The following is a 23,707-nucleotide window of genomic DNA, read 5'->3' on the forward strand; positions in this document are numbered from 1 at the left end:
ACCTATGAACCCATCACTGAACTGGTTACTCGAACGGGCTGACCGGAAACTGACGAAAGAGATGGATCCGGACGTCAGCGCCATCACCCGGTCCGTCATCACGGAACTTGCGGCAGAGGGATTGCCGATTGGTGTCGCGCATGCCTTTCGGACGAAGCAGGAACAAGATGCGTTATTTGCGATCGGCCGGACGCGGCCCGGCAAGATCGTCACCTATGCCCGGGGCGGTGCATCAAACCACAATTTTGGCGTCGCGGTGGATCTATTTTTCTATGCAGCGGGCGGAAAACGGGCGGACTTTCTCGCACCGCCTGATCCGCGGTTGAACCGTCTCGTGCGGGCGATGAAGCGACATAAGATGCAGTGGGGCGGCGACTGGGGCAATTTTCCCGACTATCCGCACTTTCAACTGTATGATGCCGTCAATGGGCAGGCGAAGCCGATCCTCGGCCCCCGTTATCCCGGACGGCCTGTCCACGCGGGGGCGACAGGAATGGACCGGACCATCGTCCGGTTGATTCAGAAGCGGCTGTCACTTCCTTTGACCGGATTGTTTGATGCGACGTTGACCCGGATCGTCAAACAATTTCAACACCGGCATCAGTTGCAGGTCGACGGTGTCATCGGTCCGGCGACCTGGCGGCAACTGTTTGGAGGACAACGATGAAGAACCGCCGCACCGCTCTGCTTCGTCTGGTCGTTCCGCTCTACAGTCTTCTCAACTTGACGCTACTTGCGTTTGGTTACGATCCGTTACCGTTCGAAACAACGGAAGTCGAGACGGCACTGACGGCTTTGGTTGGAGCAATTACACTTATCTATGCCTGGTGGAAAAATAATAATCTGACTCAGGCGGCGGCGCGGGCGCAGCACTATTTGGTTCAATTAAAAAGACCAAAAAGGCGTGAAAAATCAGACGAGAACAAATTGAATGTGCAACGTCAACTGGGAAATTGTTTCAAATGTGCAGACAACGGGCAATATTTCGAGTAGAGCGCTAATGGTTTGATCCCAAGATACCGATAATAAGGTAGCGTCCCGTATCGTCCATCAGAAAAAAAAGAGGCGACGGAAAAGAAAGAGGTCAGACTGAACTTGAAATTATCGACGTTGCAACTATACCTGCTTCTGGCACTGTTTTCCTTAATGTTTACGAGTGTCTGGAGTTACAATTCCTTCCTGAAAATCGAACAAGAAAATGAACGTATCCTGACGGAAGCGATTCCGATCTCAAACGCGGCAGCACGTCTGTTTCCACTGCTGTTGGATCAGGAACTGACGGTCCGGAGTTACCTGCTCGATCAAAATGACCAAACCTTCCAACAATTCAAAGATACGAATGCAGAACTCAAAGAAACGATTGCCAGGTTAAAAATGCTCGACCAACGCCATCCGATCATGAAACAGCTTTTAGCAGAAGAAGCCATTCCGTTGATTCAACGGACGGACGGCTTTTACGAACAACAAATTCGTTGGATTCGCGATAATCAGGTCGAGCGGGCGACATTAAAACGGTACAGCGGTATGGATTATGTCAATCAATTCCGGCCGATTAATACAAAAATCCGCCAGGACATCGACAACATCATCAAAGAGGCGACGGATCGTTCAAAAGCGGCGTCCGCGTCGGCGAAGTGGGTCATCGTCATCGTCGTCAGCGTCGCCGTCCTACTGCTGTTTGCCTTCTTGCAGACGTTCCGATTGGAGCGGAGCAAACAGGCGTTGATTCATCGTTCGTTGCATGATGCGCTGACTGGTATTCCAAATCGCCGGGCGTTTGACGAACATCTTGAAACATCGTTTACTTCCGCGAAAGAGGCGCAGACAGATGTCGCATTGATTTTAATTGATGTCGACGAATTTAAACGGTACAACGATACGTACGGTCATTTAAAAGGGGACTGGTGTCTGCAAAAAGTGGCCGGGACATTAAAGAAACATGCCGGCGATTTTGGATTAGTCTCACGTTACGGTGGTGAAGAATTTGCTGTCATCCTAACGGAACAAGCAAATCAAGCGTCACATGTCGCGGAACGAATCCGCAGTGAAATCCTCCAATTGAACATTGAGCATGCCACCTATCAGCCGTTGTGCCGTGTCAGTGTCAGCATTGGTCTCGCAGTTGTCCAGCCGACCGAGCGGATGCAGGAAGGGGATTTGATTGTCCTCGCCGATCAAGCGTTATACCGGGCGAAGTCAAGCGGGCGGAATCAAATTTCGAGTCACGAAGCCAGTTGAAATACCACAAAAAAAGCATTCGAAAAGGCCGTTCCTGAATAAGGGACGGCCTTTTGTCGAGTGGACGAGACAGAGTCAACGTTCTTGCTGTTCCATTCGCCTGCGGAGGATGGTGACGGAAACAGCGAAGCAAATAAAAGTTAGAAGTGAACCAAGAATGATCAGCTTCAGTGTGGTGGAGATTGGAGGGTCAAATAAAAACGCGACGGAAACAATCAAGACGGCGCCTGTTATCCCCATCCCAAGGATCAAAAATGAAATCAGTTTATTCATTGAGTCGCCTCATTTATGTAGTCATTTCAAATACTAAAAAAAACTCCCTTTAAAAGCAAATCGTCGTGTTTCTCAACATCTCTGCTTTTGAAGGGAGAAGCTCATGTGTTGAAGGGACAAGCGCTTTTTTAAGGAATCATTGCAAAATCACACAGTACGAATGGTCGGAAATCAACGGAGCAGATATGACGAATACAGTCTTGACAGGTGTACCGCCGACTTTGGCATCCAGTTGATTCAATTGGGAACGAATCTTTCGACTTAGGACATAACGGGTTTCCGTGCTCAGTTCATCCATTTCTTCATCATGTACATGTAACAGGAGCTGAAACGGTTCGAGTGAGAAAATAGAAAAGTCACAGTCGATTCGAGGGTCTTGGAATTTTTCGTTCAAACCATTCTTGATGAAGTACGCTTCTTGCGCTGTAATCATCTCGTTTCGCCTCGCTTTCTCACAAAAACACTTCAAAAAATTATAAGATGTTACTTAACCATATAGTCTATATTACCCAGTTTTTTTGAAAAATATCAGTCGTTTCTGAAAAACAGTCCGAATTCTGGATTTTTAGGAAATCCTTATCTGAAACGACACAAAACCGCCTTGTTCCAAAAAAAGCTTAATCCCACAAGCTTATTTCGAACAGGCGGTCTGAGAAGGGAAACGACGTAAAAAATCTTCGGTCGTTTGTTTAAAAAACGTCAGTTGATGGAGCGGGATTGATCCCCGTTCACTGTAGCGGACTTCGAGGTAATGCGGGCTGACGGGAGACGGAAATTCAATCCGGGCGAACCATTCTGTTATGGTCTCCTGTTCCCGTCGTTGCAACGTGACAGGCAGGCGGCGGTTAAATAACAACACGTGTTGCCGGATGTCTTCCGCCGGTAAATCATGATCCGGATAATGAATGACCTGAACCCGGCTGGTGGAAAAAGCAAGCGACGCAAAATGGCTTGGGCGAACAACTTTTATGTAATAGACAAGAAGGACACAGGATGAAAGCGCCAGCAGAATAAAGATGAACGGGTACGGCGGTGCAACGATCAACGAATCAAATCCGGTCCGGAGAAGGGCGGGGTCAGGCTCAGTTGAGACGACCTCGACAATCGGATCGAGATGGATGGTGAGCGGATCAGACGGGAGCGGGATATCGGACATCGCATCACCGCACCGTGTCGTACAGGAACTGTCGGTCTTACTGTCGAACAGGGAGATAAAGGTGTTCATCAATCGTGGGACAAACGATTTGATCACTAACAGGACGAGTAGCGTCAAGGAAAGGAATAATCCGAGTTTCAGTCGGACGGAAGTCAGCATGGGGTCACCTCTTTAATAACATGAAATGCAATCCGTAAATCAAGTCTGCCCTGAGTATAGCAAATCCCGCACGTCATCGTTCTTGTTTTTTCAAAAATTAGTCATTATTTCCTAAAAAATTGGAGGGTTTGAGATGAATAAACTACGCGAAACGTTTCAACAGACAACAGGACAAATCAGCGGACACGGTAAACGGAATGCCGGCGTCTTAAAAACGGCATTTTCAGACGTCTCGGACGAATTACCGAGTGATCAATATGGAACAGGATCGGTCATTCAGCCGTTTGAGCAAAAATTGGCGGCAACCCTCGGTAAGGAAGACGCGGTCTTTTTCCCGAGCGGGACGATGGCGCAACAAATCGCCTTACGGATCTGGTCGGACGAGACGAGCAACCGGACCGTCGCCTATCATCCGCTCTGTCATCTTGAGATTCATGAACAAAATGGATTAAAGGAACTCCATCCGATTGATACGCTTCTTGTCGGAGCGGCCGATCGTTTAATGACACTGGACGAGATCAAAGCTTTGCCGGAAATCGCCTGTCTCTTGCTCGAACTGCCGCAACGGGAAATCGGCGGCGTCGCGCCGTCATTTGCCGAGCTCGAAGCGATCAGCCGGCACTGCCGGGAACAGAACATCCGGTTGCATCTCGACGGAGCACGGTTGTTCGAGATGTTACCGTATTATGAAAAGACGGCAGCCGAAATCGCTGCCTTATTCGACAGCGTCTATATCTCGTTTTATAAGGGGATCGGGGGAATCGCCGGAGCAATTCTCGCGGGACCGGCAGCCTTTTGTCAGACGGCACGGATTTGGAAGCGGCGCTACGGCGGCGACTTGATCAGTCTGTATCCGTATATCGTCTCCGCCGATTACTATTATGAATTACGTAAAGACCGGATGGCGGATTATTATGCCGATGCGACACAACTGGCGGAACGATTGAATGCCGTGTCCGGCATTCATACGACGCCGGAAGTGCCCGTCTCGAACATGTTCCATCTTCATTTTGCGGGAGAGGTGGATGAGGTGACGGAAAAGCTGACGAAGATTCAGGAGACGACCGGAATCGGTCTGAGCGGTTACGTCGTCGCAAAAGACGGGTATTGTTCAACAGAAATCAGTCTGGGCGACGCTTACCGCGAACTGGATCCTGACAGACTCAATGCGGTATTTCAGCAATTGGAGCACGCGTTTGCTTAAGGAAACCGGACCGGGTCCGTCGAGACGGATGGATGGAGTCGTCGATAGGCGGCGATTTTGTCGGTGATCATCTGCTCTGTCTGCTGCAGTTCTTGGAGTTGCGCCCGGACGGTCTGTTGATGGGCTTCGAGAAGCCGAAGCCGGTCGTTGGTCGTATCGTGTTCATCGGACGAGCTCAGAAACAAGTCGACATACTGACGGATCTGCTCGATCGGCATATGGGTCGCCCGCAGGCGTAAGACAAACCGGAGCCAAGTAAGTTGAGTCTCGTCATAGCGCCGGACACCGTTTGCCGTCCGGCTTGGGAACAGCAACCCTTCTTTTTCGTAATAGCGGATCGTATGGGCCGTCGTCTGTGTCAACCGGCTGATTTCAGAAATCGTATACATGTCGTATCACCTTTCTTGCTTGACTTAGAGTTCACTTTAACGTGTAAGGTTTCACTATACCAAACAGAAATGGGGAATTACAGATGAAATACACAGTCATTACAGGTGCCAGCTCAGGAATCGGGTACGAAACAGCGAAAGTGCTCGCGCAAAAAGGAAAATCTCTTGTGCTCGTCGCCCGCCGGACGGATGAACTCGAAAAATTACGTGATGAAGTCAAAGCACTCGCGCCGGACAGTGATGTCATCTTGCGGTCCGTCGATTTAACGGAATCGGCCAATGTCCATGACTTGTATGATTCTTTAAAAGACCTCGACATCGAGACGTGGATCAACAATGCCGGATTCGGTGATTTTGACAACGTCAAGGACGTGTCGGTCTCAAAAATCGAGAAGATGCTCCGCCTGAACATCGAAGCGTTGACGGTCTTGACGAGCCGGTATGTACACGATTACCACAATGTCGACGGGACGACCGTTTTAAACGTCTCGTCCGGCGGCGGCTACCGGATCGTCCCGAACGCCGTCACGTATTGCGCGACGAAATTCTATGTCAGTGCCTATACGGAAGGACTGGCGCAGGAACTGAAAAATTCCGGGGCGAAATTGCGGGCAAAAGTGTTAGCACCGGCTGCAACGGAAACCGAATTCGCCGACCGATCGCGGGGTGAAGCCGGATTTGACTACAGCAAACATGTCGCGAAGTATCATACAGCGGCGGAGATGGCCGGATTCCTTGACCAGTTGCTCGACAGTGACGCGATTGTCGGCATCGTCAACGCGGAAGATTATTCGTTTGAACTGCGCGGACCACTCTTTACCTATGTGGGTGCGAACTGATCCAACCACAAAAACCCAGCCTCCACATGATGTGGGGCTGGGGTTTTGTCGTCTGTCCGATTCAATCCGACGGGTGGAGGGTTTGTCAGATCAGCGGCAGAGCAAATGTCGACAGCAGACTGACGACTAAAAACAGCGCGTAGCTGAAAAATGTAGTTTTAGCGCTACCATCGGTCCGGTTTCCAAGAATGGAAAAAAGACTGATCGCGCCGACCGTAAGAACGGATAATAATAGCGATTGATGGGAATCAGTGGACGGCACCAACGACTGCGCCAAATGAGCGAGTCCAAGCGGCAAGACGATCAATAAAAAGTAATAGCCGAGCCGGGCTTCCGATGGATGGTCCGTCGATTCGTGATGGGAAACTGTTCGTGTATGCATTCTCATGGCTCTTCACTTCCTTCTGTTTTCAGTATAGAGGAGTTCGGTGTCATTCTTCGTTACAGTCCGATGAGAAGTCGATAACAGTTGCGTCTGGAATATGACGAAGAGATGTCGTTGAAATCCAATTTTGTAAAGAACGGAAATCCATCTGGTTGTGTTATGTAAAAAAGTGTAAAATGGGAGCAGGTAAAAAATGACTGAACAGCTGATGGATATGAAGGAGGGGACCAGATGCCACGTCTGTTTCGTTATTTTTATGCATCCGATTTGATTGCCGTCGTCGGCGCGAGCATTTCGTATATTGCGATTTACTGGACTTGTGCCCAGTTGTTATCGCCTTCCGCCTTGTCCTTGTTGATCGGTGCGGTCTTTTTGATTCGGTTCGTCAGTTCCAGTTTGGTCGGACCGTGGATCGACCGGGTAGAGCCGGTCCGCTTGCTGAAAGGAACCGTCCTGGTTCGCTTTTTATTGCTCGGAGCCGTCTGGTTCATCTTGACGCAAACCGAGGCGACGCTCTTGCCATTGCTCGGATTACTTGCCGTTCAGACGTTTTTACAAGTCATCGGCGGCAATACGGCATTTAAGGTCGTGACACGGATTGTCGAGGCGGAACAGTTACCGGTCGCCAACGCGTACTTAAGTACACTGGACCGGATGGGAACGCTCGCCGGATTGCTCGCGGGTGGTCTGTTGATTGCCGAGTTTTCCATTGAGATGATATTAGGAATGGAAGCGATCCTGCACGTTATTGCCTGGTTGCTGTTATTTCCGTTATCGTCGACAGCGGCGGATGAAAACAAGACCACAGCGAAGACGACGTATTGGAGCGACTTGCAACAAGGATTTTCTTATTTACGCCAAGATGCCCGGTTGATGCGGTTATTGCTGTTCGGCTTCGTCGCCAACTGGATGATCACGCCGCTGAATGCCTTGCTCGCCCCTTTTGCGAAAGACATTTTAAAGGGGGGAGCGAATACGTTTTCGCTGCTCGAACTGGCTCTTGTCATCGGCGGCATCGCCATGTCACTTCTGTACGCCCGTTTCGCGGACCGGCTTGACTTGACGCAGATGTTCCAGCTGTCGACCGTCCTGCAAGGCGTTTTTATGTTGGCAATCGGACTGACGACGACGTTGCCGCTGGCCTTCAGCGGGATGCTGTTGCTCGGCATGGCTCTGAGTCTGTTCGGGATTCCGTTCTCGACGTTATTACAACAGACGACACCGGACGGCTTGCTCGGACGGATCCGTTCGGCGATGGTCGCCGCGTCGACGCTCTGCTCGGCGATCTGCTTCGGATTATCCGCGTATTTGACGACGGTGTTTGCAATCGATACGGTCTTCGTATTGTTTTCCGGGACCGGCTTATTGGTTGCGTTCTGGTTGATTCGTTTACAGCGTACCGCACCAGCCGTGGAGGCGCGACGGGACGAAGTTGGATGAGAAATCCGCCTTCAGGCGGAGGGCAGGTTGGAACAGGAGGGCTATACTAATAAAAACGCTTACAGAGGAGACGGTGTGAGATGGACGGATTGACGATGCTTGCTTTGATGTTTTTAATTCCGATCGGTGGAATGACAATCATGTTAAACGTGTTATGGAGACGGATTTCGCCGGAACTAGAAAAGTAATCATTTACATAGGACGGCTTCGAAGAGGAGCAATCTATGATTAAAAACAAAAAGTGACCGAGCCTGCACTCAAGAAACGTGCAGGCTCGGTCGCTTTTTTTATGGAGATGGAAACGTGTCCGTCAAGAAACAACGGTCGGCGCTTCGAGCGCAAGGCTTGGTCCAAATACTTCGAAGTGCAGGTTATCCGGATGACCGCTAAAGTGTTGACGGACGAACTGGATCATCGCTTCCGGACCGCAGACAAACGTTTCGGCCGTGTGGTCAATCGCTGTCAGATTGTCGCGGGTTAACCGTCCGGTCCGGGTCCCAGGGAGAGCGTTGTGTTCGGCGTAACGGACGATCGTCGCCCCTTGTTCTTCGAGCCGTGCCAACCGTTCCGCAAACGGTCGGTCACGATCATCTTGGACCGCGACGTAGAGAGTCGTTTGACGTCCTGTCACGAGAGCAGCTTCTGCCATCGCCAGCAGTGGCGTTACACCAATTCCGCCGGCAAGTCCGACGAACGGCGTTGTGTCGTCCGGTAAGGTGAATGAACCGGCCGGGGCACTGAGCAAAACACGGTCGCCGACGGACAGTTCATGCAGTTGCTTCGAGACCGATCCGTCCTGTTTGACGGCAATCGCATACGATTTTCCGTCAGCACGTTTAGTCAGGCTGTACTGACGGTTTTGCCAGAGACCGTCCGGTGCTTGGAGACGGAGCGTGACGTATTGACCGGCACGGTAGAGAGGTAAAGTCCGTCCATCTGCCGGTCGTAACGTAAACGACTTGATGTCGCTGGACTCGGTCGTGACCGTTTCCAGGACAAACGGTTGATAGCCTTCAAAGGCAATTGCCTGTTCATCCTGCGCGTACAATTCGGCTTCGAGTGAAATGAACAGATTGGCGATTTCACCGTATCCAATTGTCCAGGCCTCGATGATATCGGGCGTTGCGGCGTCACCGAGGACGTCTTGAATCGCCCCGATCAATTCCGTACCGACGATGTCATACATAAACGGCTTGATCTGCAGGCTGCGGTGTTTATGCAGGACCGGTAATAAGACCGGTTTCAATTCGTCGAGCCGATCGATATGCGCAGCGGCCGCATAGACAGCCGTCGCCAAAGCTTGTGACTGCCGGTCGTTTTTTTGATTGGACTGATTGAAGATCTGTTTCATTTCCGGGTGATTTTCAAACAATCGTTGGTAGAAGACACGGGTGATTGTCTGGCCGTGTTCAGCAAGAACAGGGACGGTGGATTTGATGATCGTGATCGTGGATGACGTTAACATATCGACACTTCCTTTTCAGCAGAGTGTAAGTTCAAACGGTTCGTGTTCAGTATCATCCTGACATGCTTTAAATGCAATAAATAAAATACTAGATTAAAAATGTTCGTGACGATTGTCACAAACGCGCCATCAATTCGTCAAAAAGCCGACAAAAAACCTCCGACGGCAGTCGAAGGTCAAGATGAGATCCACAGTTTGGAAAAGTCAAAGTAGCCAAACGAGTCGATCGTGATATTTTGCAATTCGATCGGGAACGGGATGATCCGTGTATCATCGTAGAGCGGAATGAAATAAGACGAGTCGATCAAGTATCGTTCCACCGTCTGATGGAGCGTCAGCCAGTCCTCAAACGGCGTTTCGTCGTATTGCGTTATCCATGCCTCGAGTTCCGGCATCCGGCCAAACATCTTCATGGGGGGTGAAAAATCATTCGTCAGGAATTGATGGAAAGCAACCGGCAAGTTCCGTTCGAACACCTCGGCGTGGATCGCGAGATCGATCGTGTCAAAAGCGTGAAAGTCGGTGATGGTCTCCTTAAAACCGACCGGGACCAGCTCATACGGTATGCCGTGAACTTCGAGTGTTTCGCATAACCAACGGGTTACTTTGTCCGTGAAGTCGGTCAGTTTGATCCGGAGCGGCTGGTCAAACGAGACGGCCGGACCGGTCGGTGGCGGATAAACGGAACTGTACTGTTCAAGAAACCCGCGGTCGTTCGGAAAACCCCGCTCGCTGACAGACTGAATTCCCGGTCGGATCGAGGCGATCAAGCGGTGTATGTAGTGACGGGCTTCCGGTTGTTCGAACGGTCCGCCGGGACGCGGGTTCAAAAAAACGAGACCGAAGCCGGACTGGGTTGCAATCGTATCCGTTTCACCGGAGTCCGACCGCGATGTCCGGTAAACCGGATCGTAGGCGTCCGGCATCTGAACGAACTCGATCCGGTCGAGCAGGGCCCGGATGCCGAAATAGTTCGGAAACGCCGACAAAATCGTTTTTTTATTGTTATTTTGCGTCAATTGGAAGGCGCCCGTCCCAATGTTGTCTTTACTGATGCTCGTATGAATCGTCGCCAGTTTCGGTAACAGGGAATGCCGGCGCTGATCGAGCGTCACATCGACCTGATACGGTCCGTTCGATTGAATCCGTAACACATGCCGGTACGACCGGGCGTACGCCGGATAGGCGATAAGTTTGCGCAGGCTTTTCGTGACGTCTTTGCTCGTCAACAGCGAACCGTCGTGAAACCGGACGTCTTTGCGTAAGAAGAGTGATAACGTAGACCCGTTCCAGGCATAATGATGTGCCAGTTCGCCCTGGAGTTTACCGTCCGCATCGATGGCAAACAACCGGCTGAAGACATTTTGGACGAGGTGGGCACTGTGAATGTCGGCGGCCTCGAGCGGATCCGTCGTCAAAAAGGGGCGATTCCGCGGAATCAGCAGGGCATCCGACGATTCCTGCGTATAGCCGAACTTGCGCTCGAGCTGCCGCATGAAACGACCGGTTTGAGCGGGGGACCAGTCCCAGCTGAGTTCTTCCGTCACGGCGTCGACCGACTCCCGTTCGATCCGATCGAGCATCTGTTTCGCGTATTCCCGTTCGACGTGACGCAGCCAGACGAGTGCCGTCAGATGTCCGCGGCCCCGACCGCTCGTGTAGTGCAACCATCCTTCTTCCTGCCAACGGTTCAAATACCGTTTCGTTTGTTTGGGACTTAAATGGATCGTGTCGGCCAATTCGGCAATCGAGTACGATCCTTCCCGGCAGGATTTCCATAAGGTGAACAGATAAGCATCCATCTCATTCCTCCATTCTAAAAGGGGACATCTTTTCTTGACGATGTCCATTTTTTAGTCGCTGTGTCTTGTTTATCATACAGGTAGAGAATGGAAGGTGACAATATGAAATGGAAAGAAATGCCTCAACCAATTAAAGTAAGACTTGTAACATCGTTTTTTAACCGGACGATTTCGTTCGCCATCATGCCGTTCATGGCCCTGTTATTTGTTCAAGCGTACAACAAAGTATTTGCCGGCGTCTTTTTGATCGGGACAGTGATTATCAGCTTCCTGATCGGTTTGATTGGCGGCTACCTCGCGGACCGGTTTCCCCGGAAACGCCTGCTCGTCTTGTCGACGACAGCGACCGGATTGATGTTTTTAGTGATGACGATCAGTCTTGCCAGCGATCAGATGCTACTCTTTACGATCGCCTACGCCATTTTCACCGTGACGAGCAACATCGGTCGACCGGCGATGAGTGCGATCATCATTGACGCGACGACACCGGAAAACCGGCGGGCCGTCTATGCGATCGATTACTGGTTGATCAATCTGTCGATTGCCCTCGGGACGGCGCTAGGCGGTTGGCTCTACGTCAGCAACCGGCTGTTTTTGTTCAGCCTGTTGACATGTACCTCCCTGCTGTTACCGGTTGCCTATCATTTTTTGCTCGACGAATCGAAACACGTCTGGCAGAAACAACCGCTTCGACACGTGTTCCGCGATCTCGGGAAAAGTTATCAGATTGCCTGGCGTGACCGACCGTTCGTTAAAGTCGTCTTCGGTTCGATGTGTATTCTCGCGGCCGAATTTTCGATGGGCAGTTACGTTGCCGTCCGCTTAGCGGACGAATTTGATTCCGTCACGATTGGCGATCTGACCGTCAATGGTGTCCGGATGCTCAGTTTGATCAATATCGAAAATACGATTCTCGTCGTCTGTCTGACGTTTTTCATCCAGCGGTTTTCGAACCGCTTCTCGAATAAACAGGCGCTTGTCGGCGGACTTGTCTTGTACATCATCGGTTACGCCACGGTGACGAGTGCCAATTCCCTGACGCTGCTCTTGACATTCATCTTCATTGCGACGATCGGGGAGTTGCTTTATTCACCGACACTGAACGCGGAAAAAGCCAACATGATGCCGGCCGATCAACGCGGCGCCTATTCGGCCTTTGCCGGCACGTCACACGCCGGTGCCGATTTATTGTCCCGCTCGACGCTCATCCTCGGAGCGCTGCTCGCTCCGTTCATGATGAGTGTCTACATCGGACTGATTATCTGTCTCGGACTCGGTCTGGTCTACCTCGGCTTGTTCCGGAACGAAAAAATCGCTGAAAAACAGCAGGCTTCTTAAAAAGAAAGGGGATAGAAACATGGACATTATTGAAACGAAGCGGCACCGGTTACGGCGCTGGCAGGAAAGTGACGCTGCCAGTCTGTATGCCTATGCGAAAGATCCGCGTGTCGGACCAAACGCCGGCTGGGCACCGCATGCGTCGCTCACTGAAAGTCAGGACGTCATTACGATTTTTCAAGAGGCGAACGACGGCTATGCGATCGTCGACAAGGCGACGGGACAAATCATCGGCAGTTTCGGTTTTCATGACCGTCGTCCGGTCGAGGCCCTGGCCGACTTGAAGCAGGTCGAGTTCGGATTTGTTCTTCATCCGGACTACTGGGGGCAGGGACGGATGCCGGAAATCGTCCGGACCGCCCTCGCAGTGGCATTTGAGGCGATGAAAGTCGATCTTGTCTGGTGTGCGCATTTTGACTTTAATGCCCCGTCACGCCGTGTCATCGAAAAACTGGGATTTGAACATGTGTTGGACCGACCGTTCGTCATGGAACGGATTGACGGGCGGACCGTGACGAGCCGGCTGTACCGCTGGACACGGGAACGGTATGAAGCGCAGTCGAACGGCATCCGGTAAAACAGTACAAGACGTCCTTCTCGAAAGAGGGACGTCTTGTTTTTGGAAAAAATCGTTGGAAAGGAAGCAGGCGTCCCGTCACCGTCTTTTACGGACTCTGTCTCTAAAGAACAACAGGCTTACGGACAGACTGATGATTGTAGCAAGGACACTTTTAATCAGAGCGTGACGCGTCAGACCGTCCATCACGATTCCATTAAATTTTTGAGCGAAAGTTGCTTTTGGAACCCAGTCGATGACAGACCCGATGCCTAAGAATGCAGGAACGCTCAGCAAAAGATAGACGCTGATGAAGCCGAGGAGAAACGTTTTAATCTTCATACTGAAGCACCTCAATTCCTGTCGTGTTGTGAAGACAGTTCTTCTCATCAGATGGCTGTCATGACTAGACAAGCGCAATGATTAAAAGAATCGTAGAGACTGATCCGGCGGTCAATAAGGTCAGCATTTTTGGACGGTTAAAATCTTGAGATGATTTGGATACTTCTTTTGACAGGCTGATCCAAATGGTCAGAGAAGCGATAATGATCAAAAACAAAAAGGTTTCAGACATGATGTAGACCTCCCGGAATGAATGTTAATCTTCAGCGCGTAACCAGTTGATGTAAACATTTAAATCGGAATCAACTCCTTTTGATTCCAGGAGTCTTGCCAACTGTTCATTGGAAATGTAAACGTCCGCCCCTGTATTCAACACTAAATTCGTCAAACTTTGGGCGAAGAAGTCAAGGAGGTCCGGATCCGTCGTCGTATTGATCCGTTTCATCATTTCGTGGACTAACCGTTCTTGTTCCAAACCAATCGTCATCCAACTACCGAATGCATATAAGACGGTATCGATATCCTCACTTTGAATAGAAAGATTAATTTCTTCCATCGACGGATAACTGGCATAAAACGCCTCTAAATCAAGTGGTTCTAAGTCTGGTTCTTGAATCATCCATCGGGACAGAAAATCTTGAAAGGTTGGAGCCACTTCGCGGGTGGATTCATCGGAAGTGTCAAGGTACCATACGGACGGATTGTTATCCTGTTGATCAAAGTTTAAGTAGTAAATATAGGTTCCTTCACCGTCACCGATCGTGACATGTTTCCCTGTGATGCCCCATTCCGGCAAAACAAGTTTAGTCGACTCGGTGAACGAGTCGTAGCTGAGACCTTCGAGGTACCGAATGGGTAAGTAACTGGGTTCTCCAGGTTCCGACCATGTATTTTCAAAATTTACCGAAACAGCGTTATACAAGAGACAACCCCCGTTTTGCTTTCTTAATACGCTGAGAAAACTTTCAGGAAATGTGATCTGCAGTTCGTGTTCGATTTGTTGGATGTCCCGTTCTGACAAAGGCGCGAGAATGCCATAATCGTCTTCTTGATCCCAAATATTCAATGTGCCATCTCCGATCTGTGTGGTAAACGATTCAAGTTTGATTCGTTTTTTTGGATGTTGTTTCGTAAAAAAACAGCGCGGTCATTAAAACAGTAGCACAAACATAGCCGACGCCGACAGCGGATAAAGCGGACCAATCGAGCTGATAACGCAGGAAAAATTGCGGCACCAGATAAGCCAGCAGCCCAAGAGGCAAGACCCAGGTCTTCGCCCGGTATGCACTGTATCCGATGAGGAGGAAGGCGCTGAGACCAATGATCGAACTGGTCAACCAGGAAAAGTGAATCGTCGGTGACGTGACCTGTGAGTCGGTTAAAAACAGTCCCATCAGCAACAAGAAGATTACGCCTGTGGACAGACCAAACAACAGGAATGGACGTTTCGAAGAGGTGTGCGTCGCGCTGTAGCGTAAACATCGGCTCAAAACAATCAGCAAAGAGCTGATCAAGATGGTGAAGCCGACTAAAAAGTACAGACTGTAGGACAGCGGTCCGTCGAGCAAGTCTTGAAACATCAGAAAACTGAAGACGCCTGCGAGAATTTGAAGCAACAGCCAAAACGATTCGTGGTAATCGGTCGTCATCTCTGAGGCAATCGATTGAATATAGGCGGCCGGACTGTCACCGGTGATGGCCGCAACCGACTTACCGTCCGCCTCGGCTTCCTGTAAATGATCCTCGAGTTCGGTCACGATGTCTTGCGTCGCCTGTTCGTTTTTTCCGGAGGCGAGCAAGTAGAGTGTTAAATCTTCTAGAAACCGTCTTGATTCATTAGATAACGTCTGCATTCAGGAGTCCTCCTTTAAAATATGCTGGACGCTCGCCGCCAGTTGCTGCCACCGTGCCGTAAATGCCGCCAGCTCCTTGTGTCCGGTGCGGGTGATGGTATAATACTTTCGTTTTGGTCCGCTCGGTGAGACCCGTTGCGTCGCTTCGATCCAACCCAGTTTCTGCATCCGCATCAACAACGGATAGATCGTCCCTTCACTGACGTCGGCAAAACCGTGGGCGGCGAGTTTCGTTGCCAGTTCATAACCGTATACTTCCTCTTCGGCAATCAAGGCGAGGAGACAACCGTCAAGAATGCCTTTTAACATTTGGGTGGATGACATCGCGATTCCTCGTTTCACTATCATGTAATACAAGGTAATTGTACGTCATGCTATCATGCATTGCAAGGTATTGGGGAAAGTCAGGATTATGTTTGACGGGAACGAGGTAAATAAAAGGTAAAAGGAGCGGAAAACCAGTCACTCATGTAAGGAGGAGACAAAGGTGGAAAAACGGACGATCATCATCTCGGCAGCCGTCGTCTTTTTGATCATGGCGCTTGTCATGGCCGTCTCGGCATTTGGGTTCGGCATCTACTACGGGGATCCGGAATTGTTGCGGATTGCGATTTTTGGTGAAATCTTGACCGCCGTCTTTTTAGTCTGGTTCATTCGTCGCAACAGTTCGTTTGCAGCCGTCGGTTTCTCCCCGTTAAAAATCCGGGGACTCGTCTGGTACATTCCAATTTTGTTAATCGTGCTGTATCAAGTCGTGCTCGTCGTCAATGCATTCGTCGCCTCCTATGACGATTTGTCTGCAGCAACAATTCAGCTCGTCGCCATCATCTTCGTAACGACCTTGTTCGTCGGTTTTAACGAAGAAGTCTTATTCCGCGGCATCATCTTACGCCATCTCCATCCGGAGCAACACCCGTACCGGGCGATTGTCATCAGTGCCGCCTTGTTCTCGTCGTTTCATCTCTTGAATTTGATTGCTTTCATACCGATAAGCGCGATGATTTTTCAACTCGGCAATACGTTTTTGTTCGGATTGTTTTTTGCCTTGATTGCACTGAAGCTCAACAATCTGTGGCCGTTGATCTTTTTCCACGCCTTGTGGGATTTTTCAAGTATCGCCGCGGATGTTCTGAACGTGAATCTCGCAATCCCGAATCTCGTGACGCAAGTGTTTGTTGCCCTGGCGATTCTGATTCAGCTGTTGCTGCTCAAGCGGCATGATCTCAGTCATTTGAAACGACCGCTTGCGACATAAGAAACAGAGCACGCCTTTAGAAAGCAACCGATTTTGGTTGCTTCATTTTTTTGGAAAAAAGACTGTACAGTTAGAATTGATATGTAATATATTAGTTATATGAAAAATCAACCGATTCCACGACTCTCGTTAAGTGAAGAAGTGTACCAACGACTGCAACAGCAAATCATCACCTTAACACTCGCACCGGGGCAAAAGCTGAACGATCAGGAGCTGGCCGAAGCATTCGGTGTCAGCCGGACACCGGTCCGCGAAGCGTTAAAGAAATTAGAAGAGGAGGGACTCGTCGTCGCGAAACGCGGGTCACGGACAAACGTCACGCGGTTGGACGCAACGCAAGCCCGGCAGACGTTTCCGATCGTCGCGACACTGCATGCATTAGCGGCACGTCTCGCGTTGCCGTTGCTCAAAGCAGCAGATATCGAACAGTTAAGAGACATCCATCAGGCGTTTCAGGAAGCGATCATGCAAGACGATGCCGAAGCTGCACTGCGGCTGGACGATGCTTTTCATGGGTTGTTCCTTGCCCGGAGCGAAAACGGTCAACTGATCGAGACGGTGAACCGGCTGACACCGCTGATCCGCCGGTTGGAGTATGCCCAGTTTTCTAGGCACGGGCACGACTCGATGGCCGATCACGAAGCGATTCTGGTGGCTTGCGAGAATCGGGACGCGGAAGCACTCGTCCGGACGACGGAACAAAATTGGAACGGTCTCGGACGACATCTGGTCGCGGCCTTAGAGGAGGAGACGTCATGCGACCAATCGTGATTGGCATCCTGTCAGCCCTGTTTTTCGCCGTCACCTTCATCTTGAATCAATCGATGCAAGGGAGCGGGGGGCATTGGATTTACAGCGCCGCCTTACGGTTTTACTTGATGGTGCCATTTTTGATTGTGATTGTCGGCTACCGGCGCCGCCTTGGTCGTGTCTGGTCGGCGCTCCGGGCAGCACCCCGGTTTTGGCTGACGTACGGCACGATCGGCTTTGGCATTTTTTACAGCGGGATTTGTCTCGCCGCGGACTACGCACCGGGCTGGTTGATTGCCGGCACCTGGCAAGTGACGATTCTGGCCGGACCGTTGCTGGCACCACTGTTCAAGCAAACGATTCCCTGGGCGTCGCTCCGCTATTCGCTGTTGATTGTTGCCGGTGTCCTGCTGATGCAACTGTCGGTTGCGGGTGAGGTGTCGGTGACGACGCTGGTTCTTGGGATCGTGCCGGTGATTCTGGCTGCGGTTGCCTATCCGCTCGGCAACCGGAAGATGATGGAGCGGTACGGTGATGAACTTGGTGTATTTGACCGGATTCTCGGGATGACACTTGCCAGTCTGCCGTTCTGGTTTGTCTTGTCGGGTTTGGCTTACCTGCAGGTGGGTCTGCCATCGGCGTCACAAGTCGGACAGTCGGGACTGGTCGCGCTGTTCTCCGGCGTGATTGCGACATCGCTGTTTTTTTATGCGACGACACTTGTCCGGACCGAACCGATCCGGTTGGCGGCAGTTGAAGCGACGCAATCGTTTGAGATATTATTCACGATTCTCGGTGAGATGGTCTTTTTACATGCCGTCTTTCCGACCGGCTTGGCATTGATCGGGATGCTCCTCGTCATGCTCGGGATGACCATCCATAGTCTGAAGCAGGCAGAGCAAAAGCCAGTTCCAGAACATTAATTATTTCAATTACCACATTAATTTAAAATTTTTAACAAGGAAAGAAGGAGCAGTATGGTCTTAACCGGAACACTCGTCAATACAGGATTAATCATTGTCGGAACATTACTTGGCTTGTTGTTCCATAAAATTCCCGAACGGATGAAAGAAACCGTCGTTCAAGCGATTGGTCTCGCCGTCGTCGTACTGGGTGTCCAGATGGGGCTGAAAAGCGAAAACTTTTTAATCGTCATCGGCAGTCTCGTCTTAGGCGGAGCAATCGGCGAATGGTTACGGATTGACGAAAAACTCAATCGGGTCGGTGAATGGCTTGAACTTAAAATCGGACGGGGGCGACCGTCGAACATCGCCGAAGGATTTGTCACCGCGACATTGATTTTCGTCATCGGAGCGATGGGCGTGCTCGGAGCATTGGATGGCGGGCTGCGCCAAGATCATGATGTTCTCTATACCAAAGGACTGATTGACGGCTTCACGGCACTGGTCCTCAGTTCGACGCTCGGGATTGGTGTCATATTCTCCGCCATTCCGGTACTTGTGTATCAAGGAGCGATTGCCCTCGGCGCCGTCGCCATCACCCAATTCGTTCCGGATGCCATCCTGCAACAGTTCATCGTCGAGATGACAGCAACCGGTGGGGTGATGATTTTAGCAATCGGCTTAAATCTCGCCGGCATCACGAAAATCCGGGTCGCAAATCTCCTGCCTGGTATCGTGATGGTCGCTTTGATCGTGACCGGCTTGGAATCGTTTGGTTTGAACTAAAAAAGACGTCCTACCGTATTGTTGACAGGTGTTGTCAATAAGCGGTGGGACGTCTTTTTTAATTGATAACCTGTTCGAGCGGCATAATCAAGCGTATGCAGCATCGGTGACGGTTCTGTCAAAACGTACGGCAAATAGGCTTTTAGATTGCTGATGACACCGGTATTTTCCGGATCAAGAATCCAGTCGAGCTGTTTCCAATCAAGAATTCCTTCACGGGTCGCAAGCGGCGTCGTGAGCATCTGTTCATCCGGCATGTCGGCCAGGAACAGGTAGATCCCGACCGTCTCATCCGCCCGTAAAAGGATCGTTCCGGCGAACCGGACATCAGTCAAACGGATGCCGGTTTCTTCACGTGTTTCCCGGATGACCGACTCCATCGGCGATTCACCGGACTCGATTTTTCCGCCGACCCCGTTCCACATGCCCATCGCCGGTTGTTTTTGACGGTTCAGCAACAAGACATGATCAGCCTGACGAACCAAACAAAGTGTATAACGGTACAAGCCTCATCTCTCCCTTAAAAGAATTCGTGTTTCCAGGCAGCGTACTGTTCGTCCGAAGTGACTGGTTGGATTGTTTTCTTGCCGTCAATCCAGGTCGTCAACGCTTGTTGCGTCAGGATGCGGTGTCCGGATGGTGTCCGGATCGCGAGCAAACTGCGTTTATTGAACGGGGACAAGGGGTGGTCTTGAATGACTTGTTCAATAGACGACAGTTGTTCCGGCAACATCGTCTGTTGCGTGTAGAAGTGGTAACCGATGACAAATTCGTCGTCCTGACCGGTCCGCAACATCTCGAGTTGATAGCCGGCACCATTCGGCGCAATCCGGAAACTGCCGCTTAGTGAAGTGACCGTTTCACCGCTTAACGGAATCGGACGTAATGCGAGATTAACGCCAAAGCCGGTGTCGACAACATACGTGTCCCCTTGATGTCGGAGCAGGACAGCGACGTGTGTCGGACCGGTCGCGGACCAGCTGTCATTTTCCTGATCGAAGACGGTCGCTTTGACGAGCGCGACATCAAATCCTTTGATCCGTAAGATTTCATAGAGCAGATGATTTAAGTCGTAACAGACGCCTCCAGTCCGATCCGTCACGAATGTCTGCACGAGACGATCCGGATTAAACGGAGTAGTCCGTTTCGTCAACACCGCTTGGTTATCAAACGGAAGATGGTAAGCAAATGCTTCAAGTAACGCGGGTAAATCGTCAAACGAGATGATATGTCCAAGCGGATACTTGATCCGAGCGGCAATCTCTTTTATGAGTGATGACAACGGAAATTCCTCCTTTGTTTCGTCTTTTCATTATCGCACAATCCGTCCAAAAAATGACATATGTTATCTGGAAATAAGATTTGGTCTTTTGTTTCGAATAAATCTTTGTTATGCTGAAACAGGATTAATTAAGAATGATTCTCATTCCGAACTCAAAGGGAGGCATTACCATGTCACGTACACGCACATCATGGGCATTAGCCGTCTTGATGATCAGTTGTCTGATGCTTGCGGCATGCGCCGGACAAGCAAAAGAAGAGACGAAACAGACGCATAAAGTCACGCACGAAGCGGGGACAACAAACGTTCCGGACAATCCGAAACGCGTCGTCGCCCTGGAATTCTCATTCGTCGACGCACTTGACGAACTGGGGATCGAACCAGTCGGCATCGCGCAAGAAAACAAAGACGATGTGTCGGGGCTGCTCGGCAAGAAGATTTCCTTTACAGAAGTCGGAACACGCCAGCAACCGAATCTCGAAGTCATCAGTTCTCTGAAACCGGACTTGATCATCGGTGACTTCAACCGCCATAAAGGAATCTACAAACAGTTGCAACAAATCGCACCGACGATCATTTTAAAGAGCCGGAACGCGACCTATCAGGAAAACATCGCGTCGTTTAAGAGCATCGCGGAAGCGGTCGGTCAGACGGACAAGATGGATCAACGTCTCCAGTTACACGAGGAGCGTCTCGCAGCAGCCAAACAAAAAGTCGATCCGAACGATCAACGCCAGATCATGGTCGGTGTCTTCCGGTCGGATTCGTTAACGGCACACGGTGAAACATCGTTTGACGGCGAATTGCTCGAAAAAATGGGGATCGACAATGCCATCACGAAAACAGCGGAACCAACCGTGACGATCACACTGGAACAGATCGTCAAATGGGATCCGGATGTCATCTTCATGGCAGAAGCCGATCCGAAGCTGCTCGACGAATGGAAAAAGAATCCGCTGTGGAATCAGATCACAGCCGTCAAAAAAGGGGAAGTCTACGAAGTCAATCGGGACCTATGGACCCGTTACCGTGGACTCGACGCCGCGGAACAAATCGTCGATGAAGCGATTCAACTGCTGAATCAAAAAAACAAGTAAACGACAGCCAAAGCCAGAGCAATCTGGCTTTTGTTGATGAAAGGAGGATCAGTGGATGATCCGACACACACGATTGATCCGCTTACTCGTCGTACTCCTTGTCCTGATCGGACTCGGGTCCTACCTCAGTCTGTTTCTCGGTGTCACGACGATTCAACCGCTCGAAGCCATTCGGGAATGGTCATCCGGCAACTTGTCGAAAGAGACACTGGTCTTGACGACACTCCGCTTGCCGCGGTTGTTACTCGGTTTATTACTCGGGGCAAACTTAGCCGTCGCCGGTGCCTTGATGCAGGCGGTCACACGTAATCCGCTGGCTTCACCGCAAGTGTTCGGCGTCAACGCCGGGGCGTCGCTGTTTGTCGTCCTTGCTTTGTTGCTGTTCCCGGCACTCGGGACAGCGAATCTGGTCTATTTCGCCTTTTTTGGTGCAATGATTGGCGGATTACTGGTCTTTTCGTTCGCCTCTGTCCGCGGCATGACGAGTCTGAAACTGGCCCTCGTCGGGATGGCGATCCACTTGTTGCTGACGTCCTTGACGAAAGGGTTGATTTTGTTCAACGACCGCATCACTAATGTTCTGTACTGGTTATCCGGTTCGATCAGTGACAGTGGATGGATCGAAGTACGGTTGATTTTACCCTGGTCAATCATCGGCTTGATCTTAGCCTTCAGCTTGGCCAAGTCGCTGGCAATCTTCCAACTCGGTCAAGATGTCGCCGTCGGACTGGGGCAGAACATCACCCGGATCCGGATGCTGGCAGCCGTCGCTGTTGTGCTGCTGGTCGGGGTAACGGTCGCGGTCGCCGGAGCAATCGGCTTCATCGGTCTGATGGTCCCGCATATCGTCCGGCGGTTGGTCGGTGAGGATTACCGCTATGTCTTACCGATTTCGGCATTGTGCGGTGGTCTGTTGCTGACATACGCTGATGTCCTCGCCCGGTTCATCGCCTATCCGTATGAATCACCGGTCGGGATCGTGACCGCATTACTCGGAGCGCCTTTCTTTTTATATCTAGCGAAACGGCAGACAAGGGGGATTGCCTAAATGAACAGACTCCGTCAAAAACCATGGCTCGGTCTAGTCCTCATGTCACTCCTTGTCACCGTGCTCAGTTTCCTGTTGCTTGGCATCGGTTCCGTGTTTCTGAAGCCGGATGAAATCGTCGCGGCTCTTCAAGGTGACGGCACCGGTTCCTTCATCGTCTGGAACTACCGTTTGCCGCGGACGCTCCTCGCGTTCCTCGCCGGCGGTTGTTTTGCCTTGTCCGGTGTCTTGTTACAGGCGATCATCCGCAATCCGCTCGTCTCGCCCGATGTTATCGGGGTGACGAACGGGGCCGCCTTGTTTGCCGTCATGACGATTGCCTTGATTCCCGATGGTCCGCTGGTCTTGACACCGCTTGCCGCCTTAACGGGAGCAACGCTTGTGATGGTCGCGTTGATGCTGCTTGCGGATCACGGGAAACTGCAAAACAGTTCCTTTGCCTTGCTCGGCATCGCCGTCAGCGCGATCTGTGCATCGGGAACGGAATACCTGTTGATCAAGTTTCCGCTCCAGACCAATGATTCGCTTGTTTGGCTTGCCGGCAGCTTGTTCGGCAAAGGGTGGACGGAAGTGTACGTCCTGGCACCCGTCTTCCTGTTGCTTGGACTCGTCATCTGGTCCGGTCACCGGCAACTCGACATTTTATCGCTCAGTGAAGACGCGGCAATTGGTCTCGGATTACGGATGAAGGGAACACGGTATGTGTTCCTCGCCCTTGCCGTCGCCTTGGCGGGTGTCGCGGTCGCGATGGTTGGATCGATCGGCTTTCTTGGTCTTGTCGCCCCACATATGGCACGACGTTTGATCGGACACCGGCATCACCTGTTGATTCCGATGGCTGTCCTCGTTGGGGGTGGACTGCTTGTCGTCGCGGATGCGCTTGGACGCGGTATCCATCCGCCGCTTGAGATTCCGGCCGGATTAATTACGGCAATCATCGGTGTGCCGTACTTCCTGTATCTGTTGCGAAAAGAGCGGGCGTGACGCTATCCAATGTAAGAACCCCCAAAACGGTCATATGTGAACTGAACCCTGAATGGTGGACACTTGATAAAAGACCCCATTCGGGGTTTTTTGTGTTTAAAGAAATCGATATACTGTACCTATTCAATTTAGACGGGAGAACTATTCATGAACAGACGCACCTT

At 50.9% G+C, this 23,707-nt stretch carries 29 protein-coding genes; 15 read left to right on the plus strand and 14 right to left on the minus strand.

The window, feature by feature from the left end; translation table 11 throughout:
* Positions 1–4 precede the first annotated feature (4 nt).
* From KNP87_RS08395 to KNP87_RS08405, 3 genes are all read left to right on the plus strand, one after another.
* Positions 5–667 (plus strand): M15 family metallopeptidase, encoded by a 663-nt coding sequence (locus tag KNP87_RS08395; RefSeq protein WP_214721420.1) that lies wholly within the window; start codon positions 5–7, stop codon positions 665–667.
* Positions 664–993 carry a phage holin gene (locus KNP87_RS08400; protein WP_214721421.1) on the plus strand — a complete coding sequence of 110 codons (330 nt, stop codon included), beginning with the start codon at positions 664–666 and terminating at the stop codon, positions 991–993. The genes KNP87_RS08395 and KNP87_RS08400 overlap by 4 nt, the downstream gene beginning before the upstream one ends.
* Positions 994–1,095: 102 nt before the next feature.
* Positions 1,096–2,238, plus strand: coding sequence for a GGDEF domain-containing protein (locus KNP87_RS08405; RefSeq protein ID WP_214721422.1), 1,143 nt, complete (start codon positions 1,096–1,098; stop codon positions 2,236–2,238).
* Positions 2,239–2,313: 75 nt separating this feature from the next.
* Here the strand turns inward: KNP87_RS08405 and KNP87_RS08410 are convergent, their stop codons facing one another.
* The 3 genes from KNP87_RS08410 to KNP87_RS08420 form a co-directional block, all read right to left on the minus strand.
* Positions 2,314–2,511 carry a hypothetical protein gene (locus KNP87_RS08410; RefSeq protein ID WP_214721423.1) on the minus strand — a complete coding sequence of 66 codons (198 nt, stop codon included), beginning with the start codon at positions 2,509–2,511 and terminating at the stop codon, positions 2,314–2,316.
* Between the two features lie 136 nt (positions 2,512–2,647).
* Complete coding sequence (locus KNP87_RS08415) at positions 2,648–2,944, minus strand: hypothetical protein (RefSeq protein ID WP_119922796.1); 297 nt, start codon at positions 2,942–2,944, stop codon at positions 2,648–2,650.
* A 198-nt stretch (positions 2,945–3,142) separates the two neighbouring features.
* Positions 3,143–3,826, minus strand: coding sequence for a hypothetical protein (locus KNP87_RS08420; RefSeq protein WP_214721424.1), 684 nt, complete (start codon positions 3,824–3,826; stop codon positions 3,143–3,145).
* Positions 3,827–3,959: 133 nt separating this feature from the next.
* Here KNP87_RS08420 and KNP87_RS08425 point away from each other — a divergent pair, with 133 nt between their 5' ends.
* Positions 3,960–5,030 carry a threonine aldolase family protein gene (locus KNP87_RS08425; RefSeq protein WP_119922798.1) on the plus strand — a complete coding sequence of 357 codons (1,071 nt, stop codon included), beginning with the start codon at positions 3,960–3,962 and terminating at the stop codon, positions 5,028–5,030.
* Here the strand turns inward: KNP87_RS08425 and KNP87_RS08430 are convergent.
* Positions 5,027–5,419, minus strand: coding sequence for a MerR family transcriptional regulator (locus tag KNP87_RS08430; protein ID WP_119922799.1), 393 nt, complete (start codon positions 5,417–5,419; stop codon positions 5,027–5,029). The two genes, KNP87_RS08425 and KNP87_RS08430, sit on opposite strands and share 4 nt — an antisense overlap.
* A gap of 83 nt (positions 5,420–5,502) precedes the next feature.
* On the opposite strand from KNP87_RS08430, the gene KNP87_RS08435 reads away from it, so the two are divergent.
* Positions 5,503–6,258, plus strand: coding sequence for an SDR family NAD(P)-dependent oxidoreductase (locus tag KNP87_RS08435; protein ID WP_214721425.1), 756 nt, complete (start codon positions 5,503–5,505; stop codon positions 6,256–6,258).
* A gap of 85 nt (positions 6,259–6,343) precedes the next feature.
* Here KNP87_RS08435 and KNP87_RS08440 read toward each other — a convergent pair whose 3' ends face one another.
* The gene (locus tag KNP87_RS08440) at positions 6,344–6,646 is read right to left on the minus strand and encodes a hypothetical protein (RefSeq protein WP_214721426.1); all 303 of its coding nucleotides are present in this window, start codon (positions 6,644–6,646) and stop codon (positions 6,344–6,346) included.
* A gap of 228 nt (positions 6,647–6,874) precedes the next feature.
* Between KNP87_RS08440 and KNP87_RS08445 the strand changes: the two genes are divergently transcribed.
* The gene (locus KNP87_RS08445) at positions 6,875–8,083 is read left to right on the plus strand and encodes an MFS transporter (RefSeq protein WP_214721427.1); all 1,209 of its coding nucleotides are present in this window, start codon (positions 6,875–6,877) and stop codon (positions 8,081–8,083) included.
* Positions 8,084–8,393: 310 nt separating this feature from the next.
* Here the strand turns inward: KNP87_RS08445 and KNP87_RS08450 are convergent, their stop codons facing one another.
* Together KNP87_RS08450 and KNP87_RS08455 are read right to left on the minus strand one after the other, a co-directional pair.
* Positions 8,394–9,548 (minus strand): globin domain-containing protein, encoded by a 1,155-nt coding sequence (locus tag KNP87_RS08450; RefSeq protein ID WP_214721428.1) that lies wholly within the window; start codon positions 9,546–9,548, stop codon positions 8,394–8,396.
* Positions 9,549–9,724: 176 nt separating this feature from the next.
* Positions 9,725–11,350, minus strand: coding sequence for an ABC transporter substrate-binding protein (locus KNP87_RS08455; protein ID WP_214721429.1), 1,626 nt, complete (start codon positions 11,348–11,350; stop codon positions 9,725–9,727).
* A gap of 102 nt (positions 11,351–11,452) precedes the next feature.
* Here KNP87_RS08455 and KNP87_RS08460 point away from each other — a divergent pair, with 102 nt between their 5' ends.
* Positions 11,453–12,688: an MDR family MFS transporter gene (locus KNP87_RS08460; protein WP_214721430.1), complete on the plus strand. Its 1,236-nt coding sequence runs from the start codon at positions 11,453–11,455 to the stop codon at positions 12,686–12,688.
* A 19-nt stretch (positions 12,689–12,707) separates the two neighbouring features.
* Complete coding sequence (locus KNP87_RS08465) at positions 12,708–13,265, plus strand: GNAT family N-acetyltransferase (protein ID WP_214721431.1); 558 nt, start codon at positions 12,708–12,710, stop codon at positions 13,263–13,265.
* Positions 13,266–13,343: 78 nt separating this feature from the next.
* Here the strand turns inward: KNP87_RS08465 and KNP87_RS08470 are convergent, their stop codons facing one another.
* The 5 genes from KNP87_RS08470 to KNP87_RS08490 form a co-directional block, all read right to left on the minus strand.
* Positions 13,344–13,586, minus strand: coding sequence for a hypothetical protein (locus KNP87_RS08470; protein WP_214721432.1), 243 nt, complete (start codon positions 13,584–13,586; stop codon positions 13,344–13,346).
* Between the two features lie 64 nt (positions 13,587–13,650).
* Entirely contained in the window at positions 13,651–13,818 is a 168-nt protein-coding gene (locus KNP87_RS08475; protein WP_214721433.1) for a hypothetical protein, read from the minus strand.
* Positions 13,819–13,842: 24 nt separating this feature from the next.
* On the minus strand, positions 13,843–14,652 hold the full coding sequence (locus tag KNP87_RS08480; protein ID WP_214721434.1) for an SMI1/KNR4 family protein: 810 nt from the start codon (positions 14,650–14,652) through the stop codon (positions 13,843–13,845).
* A gap of 31 nt (positions 14,653–14,683) precedes the next feature.
* Positions 14,684–15,439 carry an HAAS domain-containing protein gene (locus KNP87_RS08485; protein WP_214721435.1) on the minus strand — a complete coding sequence of 252 codons (756 nt, stop codon included), beginning with the start codon at positions 15,437–15,439 and terminating at the stop codon, positions 14,684–14,686.
* Positions 15,440–15,763 (minus strand): PadR family transcriptional regulator, encoded by a 324-nt coding sequence (locus KNP87_RS08490; protein WP_214721436.1) that lies wholly within the window; start codon positions 15,761–15,763, stop codon positions 15,440–15,442.
* 163 nt (positions 15,764–15,926) lie between these two features.
* On the opposite strand from KNP87_RS08490, the gene KNP87_RS08495 reads away from it, so the two are divergent.
* The 4 genes from KNP87_RS08495 to KNP87_RS08510 all read left to right on the plus strand — a co-directional run bounded on the left by KNP87_RS08495 (position 15,927) and on the right by KNP87_RS08510 (position 19,132).
* Positions 15,927–16,694 carry a CPBP family intramembrane glutamic endopeptidase gene (locus KNP87_RS08495; protein ID WP_214721437.1) on the plus strand — a complete coding sequence of 256 codons (768 nt, stop codon included), beginning with the start codon at positions 15,927–15,929 and terminating at the stop codon, positions 16,692–16,694.
* A 99-nt stretch (positions 16,695–16,793) separates the two neighbouring features.
* Positions 16,794–17,465 (plus strand): GntR family transcriptional regulator, encoded by a 672-nt coding sequence (locus KNP87_RS08500; protein ID WP_214721438.1) that lies wholly within the window; start codon positions 16,794–16,796, stop codon positions 17,463–17,465.
* Entirely contained in the window at positions 17,450–18,367 is a 918-nt protein-coding gene (locus KNP87_RS08505) for a DMT family transporter (RefSeq protein ID WP_026833110.1), read from the plus strand. The genes KNP87_RS08500 and KNP87_RS08505 overlap by 16 nt, the downstream gene beginning before the upstream one ends.
* Positions 18,368–18,421: 54 nt before the next feature.
* Complete coding sequence (locus KNP87_RS08510; RefSeq protein ID WP_119922813.1) at positions 18,422–19,132, plus strand: DUF554 domain-containing protein; 711 nt, start codon at positions 18,422–18,424, stop codon at positions 19,130–19,132.
* On the opposite strand, the gene KNP87_RS08515 is transcribed toward KNP87_RS08510, so the two are convergent.
* Both KNP87_RS08515 and KNP87_RS08520 read right to left on the minus strand, forming a co-directional pair.
* Positions 19,129–19,638 (minus strand): NUDIX hydrolase, encoded by a 510-nt coding sequence (locus tag KNP87_RS08515; RefSeq protein ID WP_214721439.1) that lies wholly within the window; start codon positions 19,636–19,638, stop codon positions 19,129–19,131. The genes KNP87_RS08510 and KNP87_RS08515 overlap by 4 nt on opposite strands.
* Positions 19,639–19,652: 14 nt before the next feature.
* The gene (locus KNP87_RS08520) at positions 19,653–20,414 is read right to left on the minus strand and encodes an arylamine N-acetyltransferase family protein (protein WP_214721440.1); all 762 of its coding nucleotides are present in this window, start codon (positions 20,412–20,414) and stop codon (positions 19,653–19,655) included.
* 170 nt (positions 20,415–20,584) lie between these two features.
* Here KNP87_RS08520 and KNP87_RS08525 point away from each other — a divergent pair, with 170 nt between their 5' ends.
* The 3 genes from KNP87_RS08525 to KNP87_RS08535 are packed head-to-tail and all read left to right on the plus strand — an operon-like array spanning position 20,585 to position 23,543.
* A complete protein-coding gene (locus KNP87_RS08525; RefSeq protein WP_119922815.1) occupies positions 20,585–21,511 on the plus strand; it encodes an ABC transporter substrate-binding protein in 927 nt (308 codons plus the stop codon).
* A 55-nt stretch (positions 21,512–21,566) separates the two neighbouring features.
* Complete coding sequence (locus tag KNP87_RS08530; protein ID WP_214721441.1) at positions 21,567–22,559, plus strand: FecCD family ABC transporter permease; 993 nt, start codon at positions 21,567–21,569, stop codon at positions 22,557–22,559.
* A complete protein-coding gene (locus tag KNP87_RS08535) occupies positions 22,560–23,543 on the plus strand; it encodes a FecCD family ABC transporter permease (RefSeq protein WP_214721442.1) in 984 nt (327 codons plus the stop codon).
* Positions 23,544–23,707 lie beyond the last annotated feature (164 nt).

Origin of the sequence: Exiguobacterium sp. s192 (assembly GCF_018618795.1) — a bacterium.
Classification (GTDB): domain Bacteria; phylum Bacillota; class Bacilli; order Exiguobacteriales; family Exiguobacteriaceae; genus Exiguobacterium_A; species Exiguobacterium_A undae.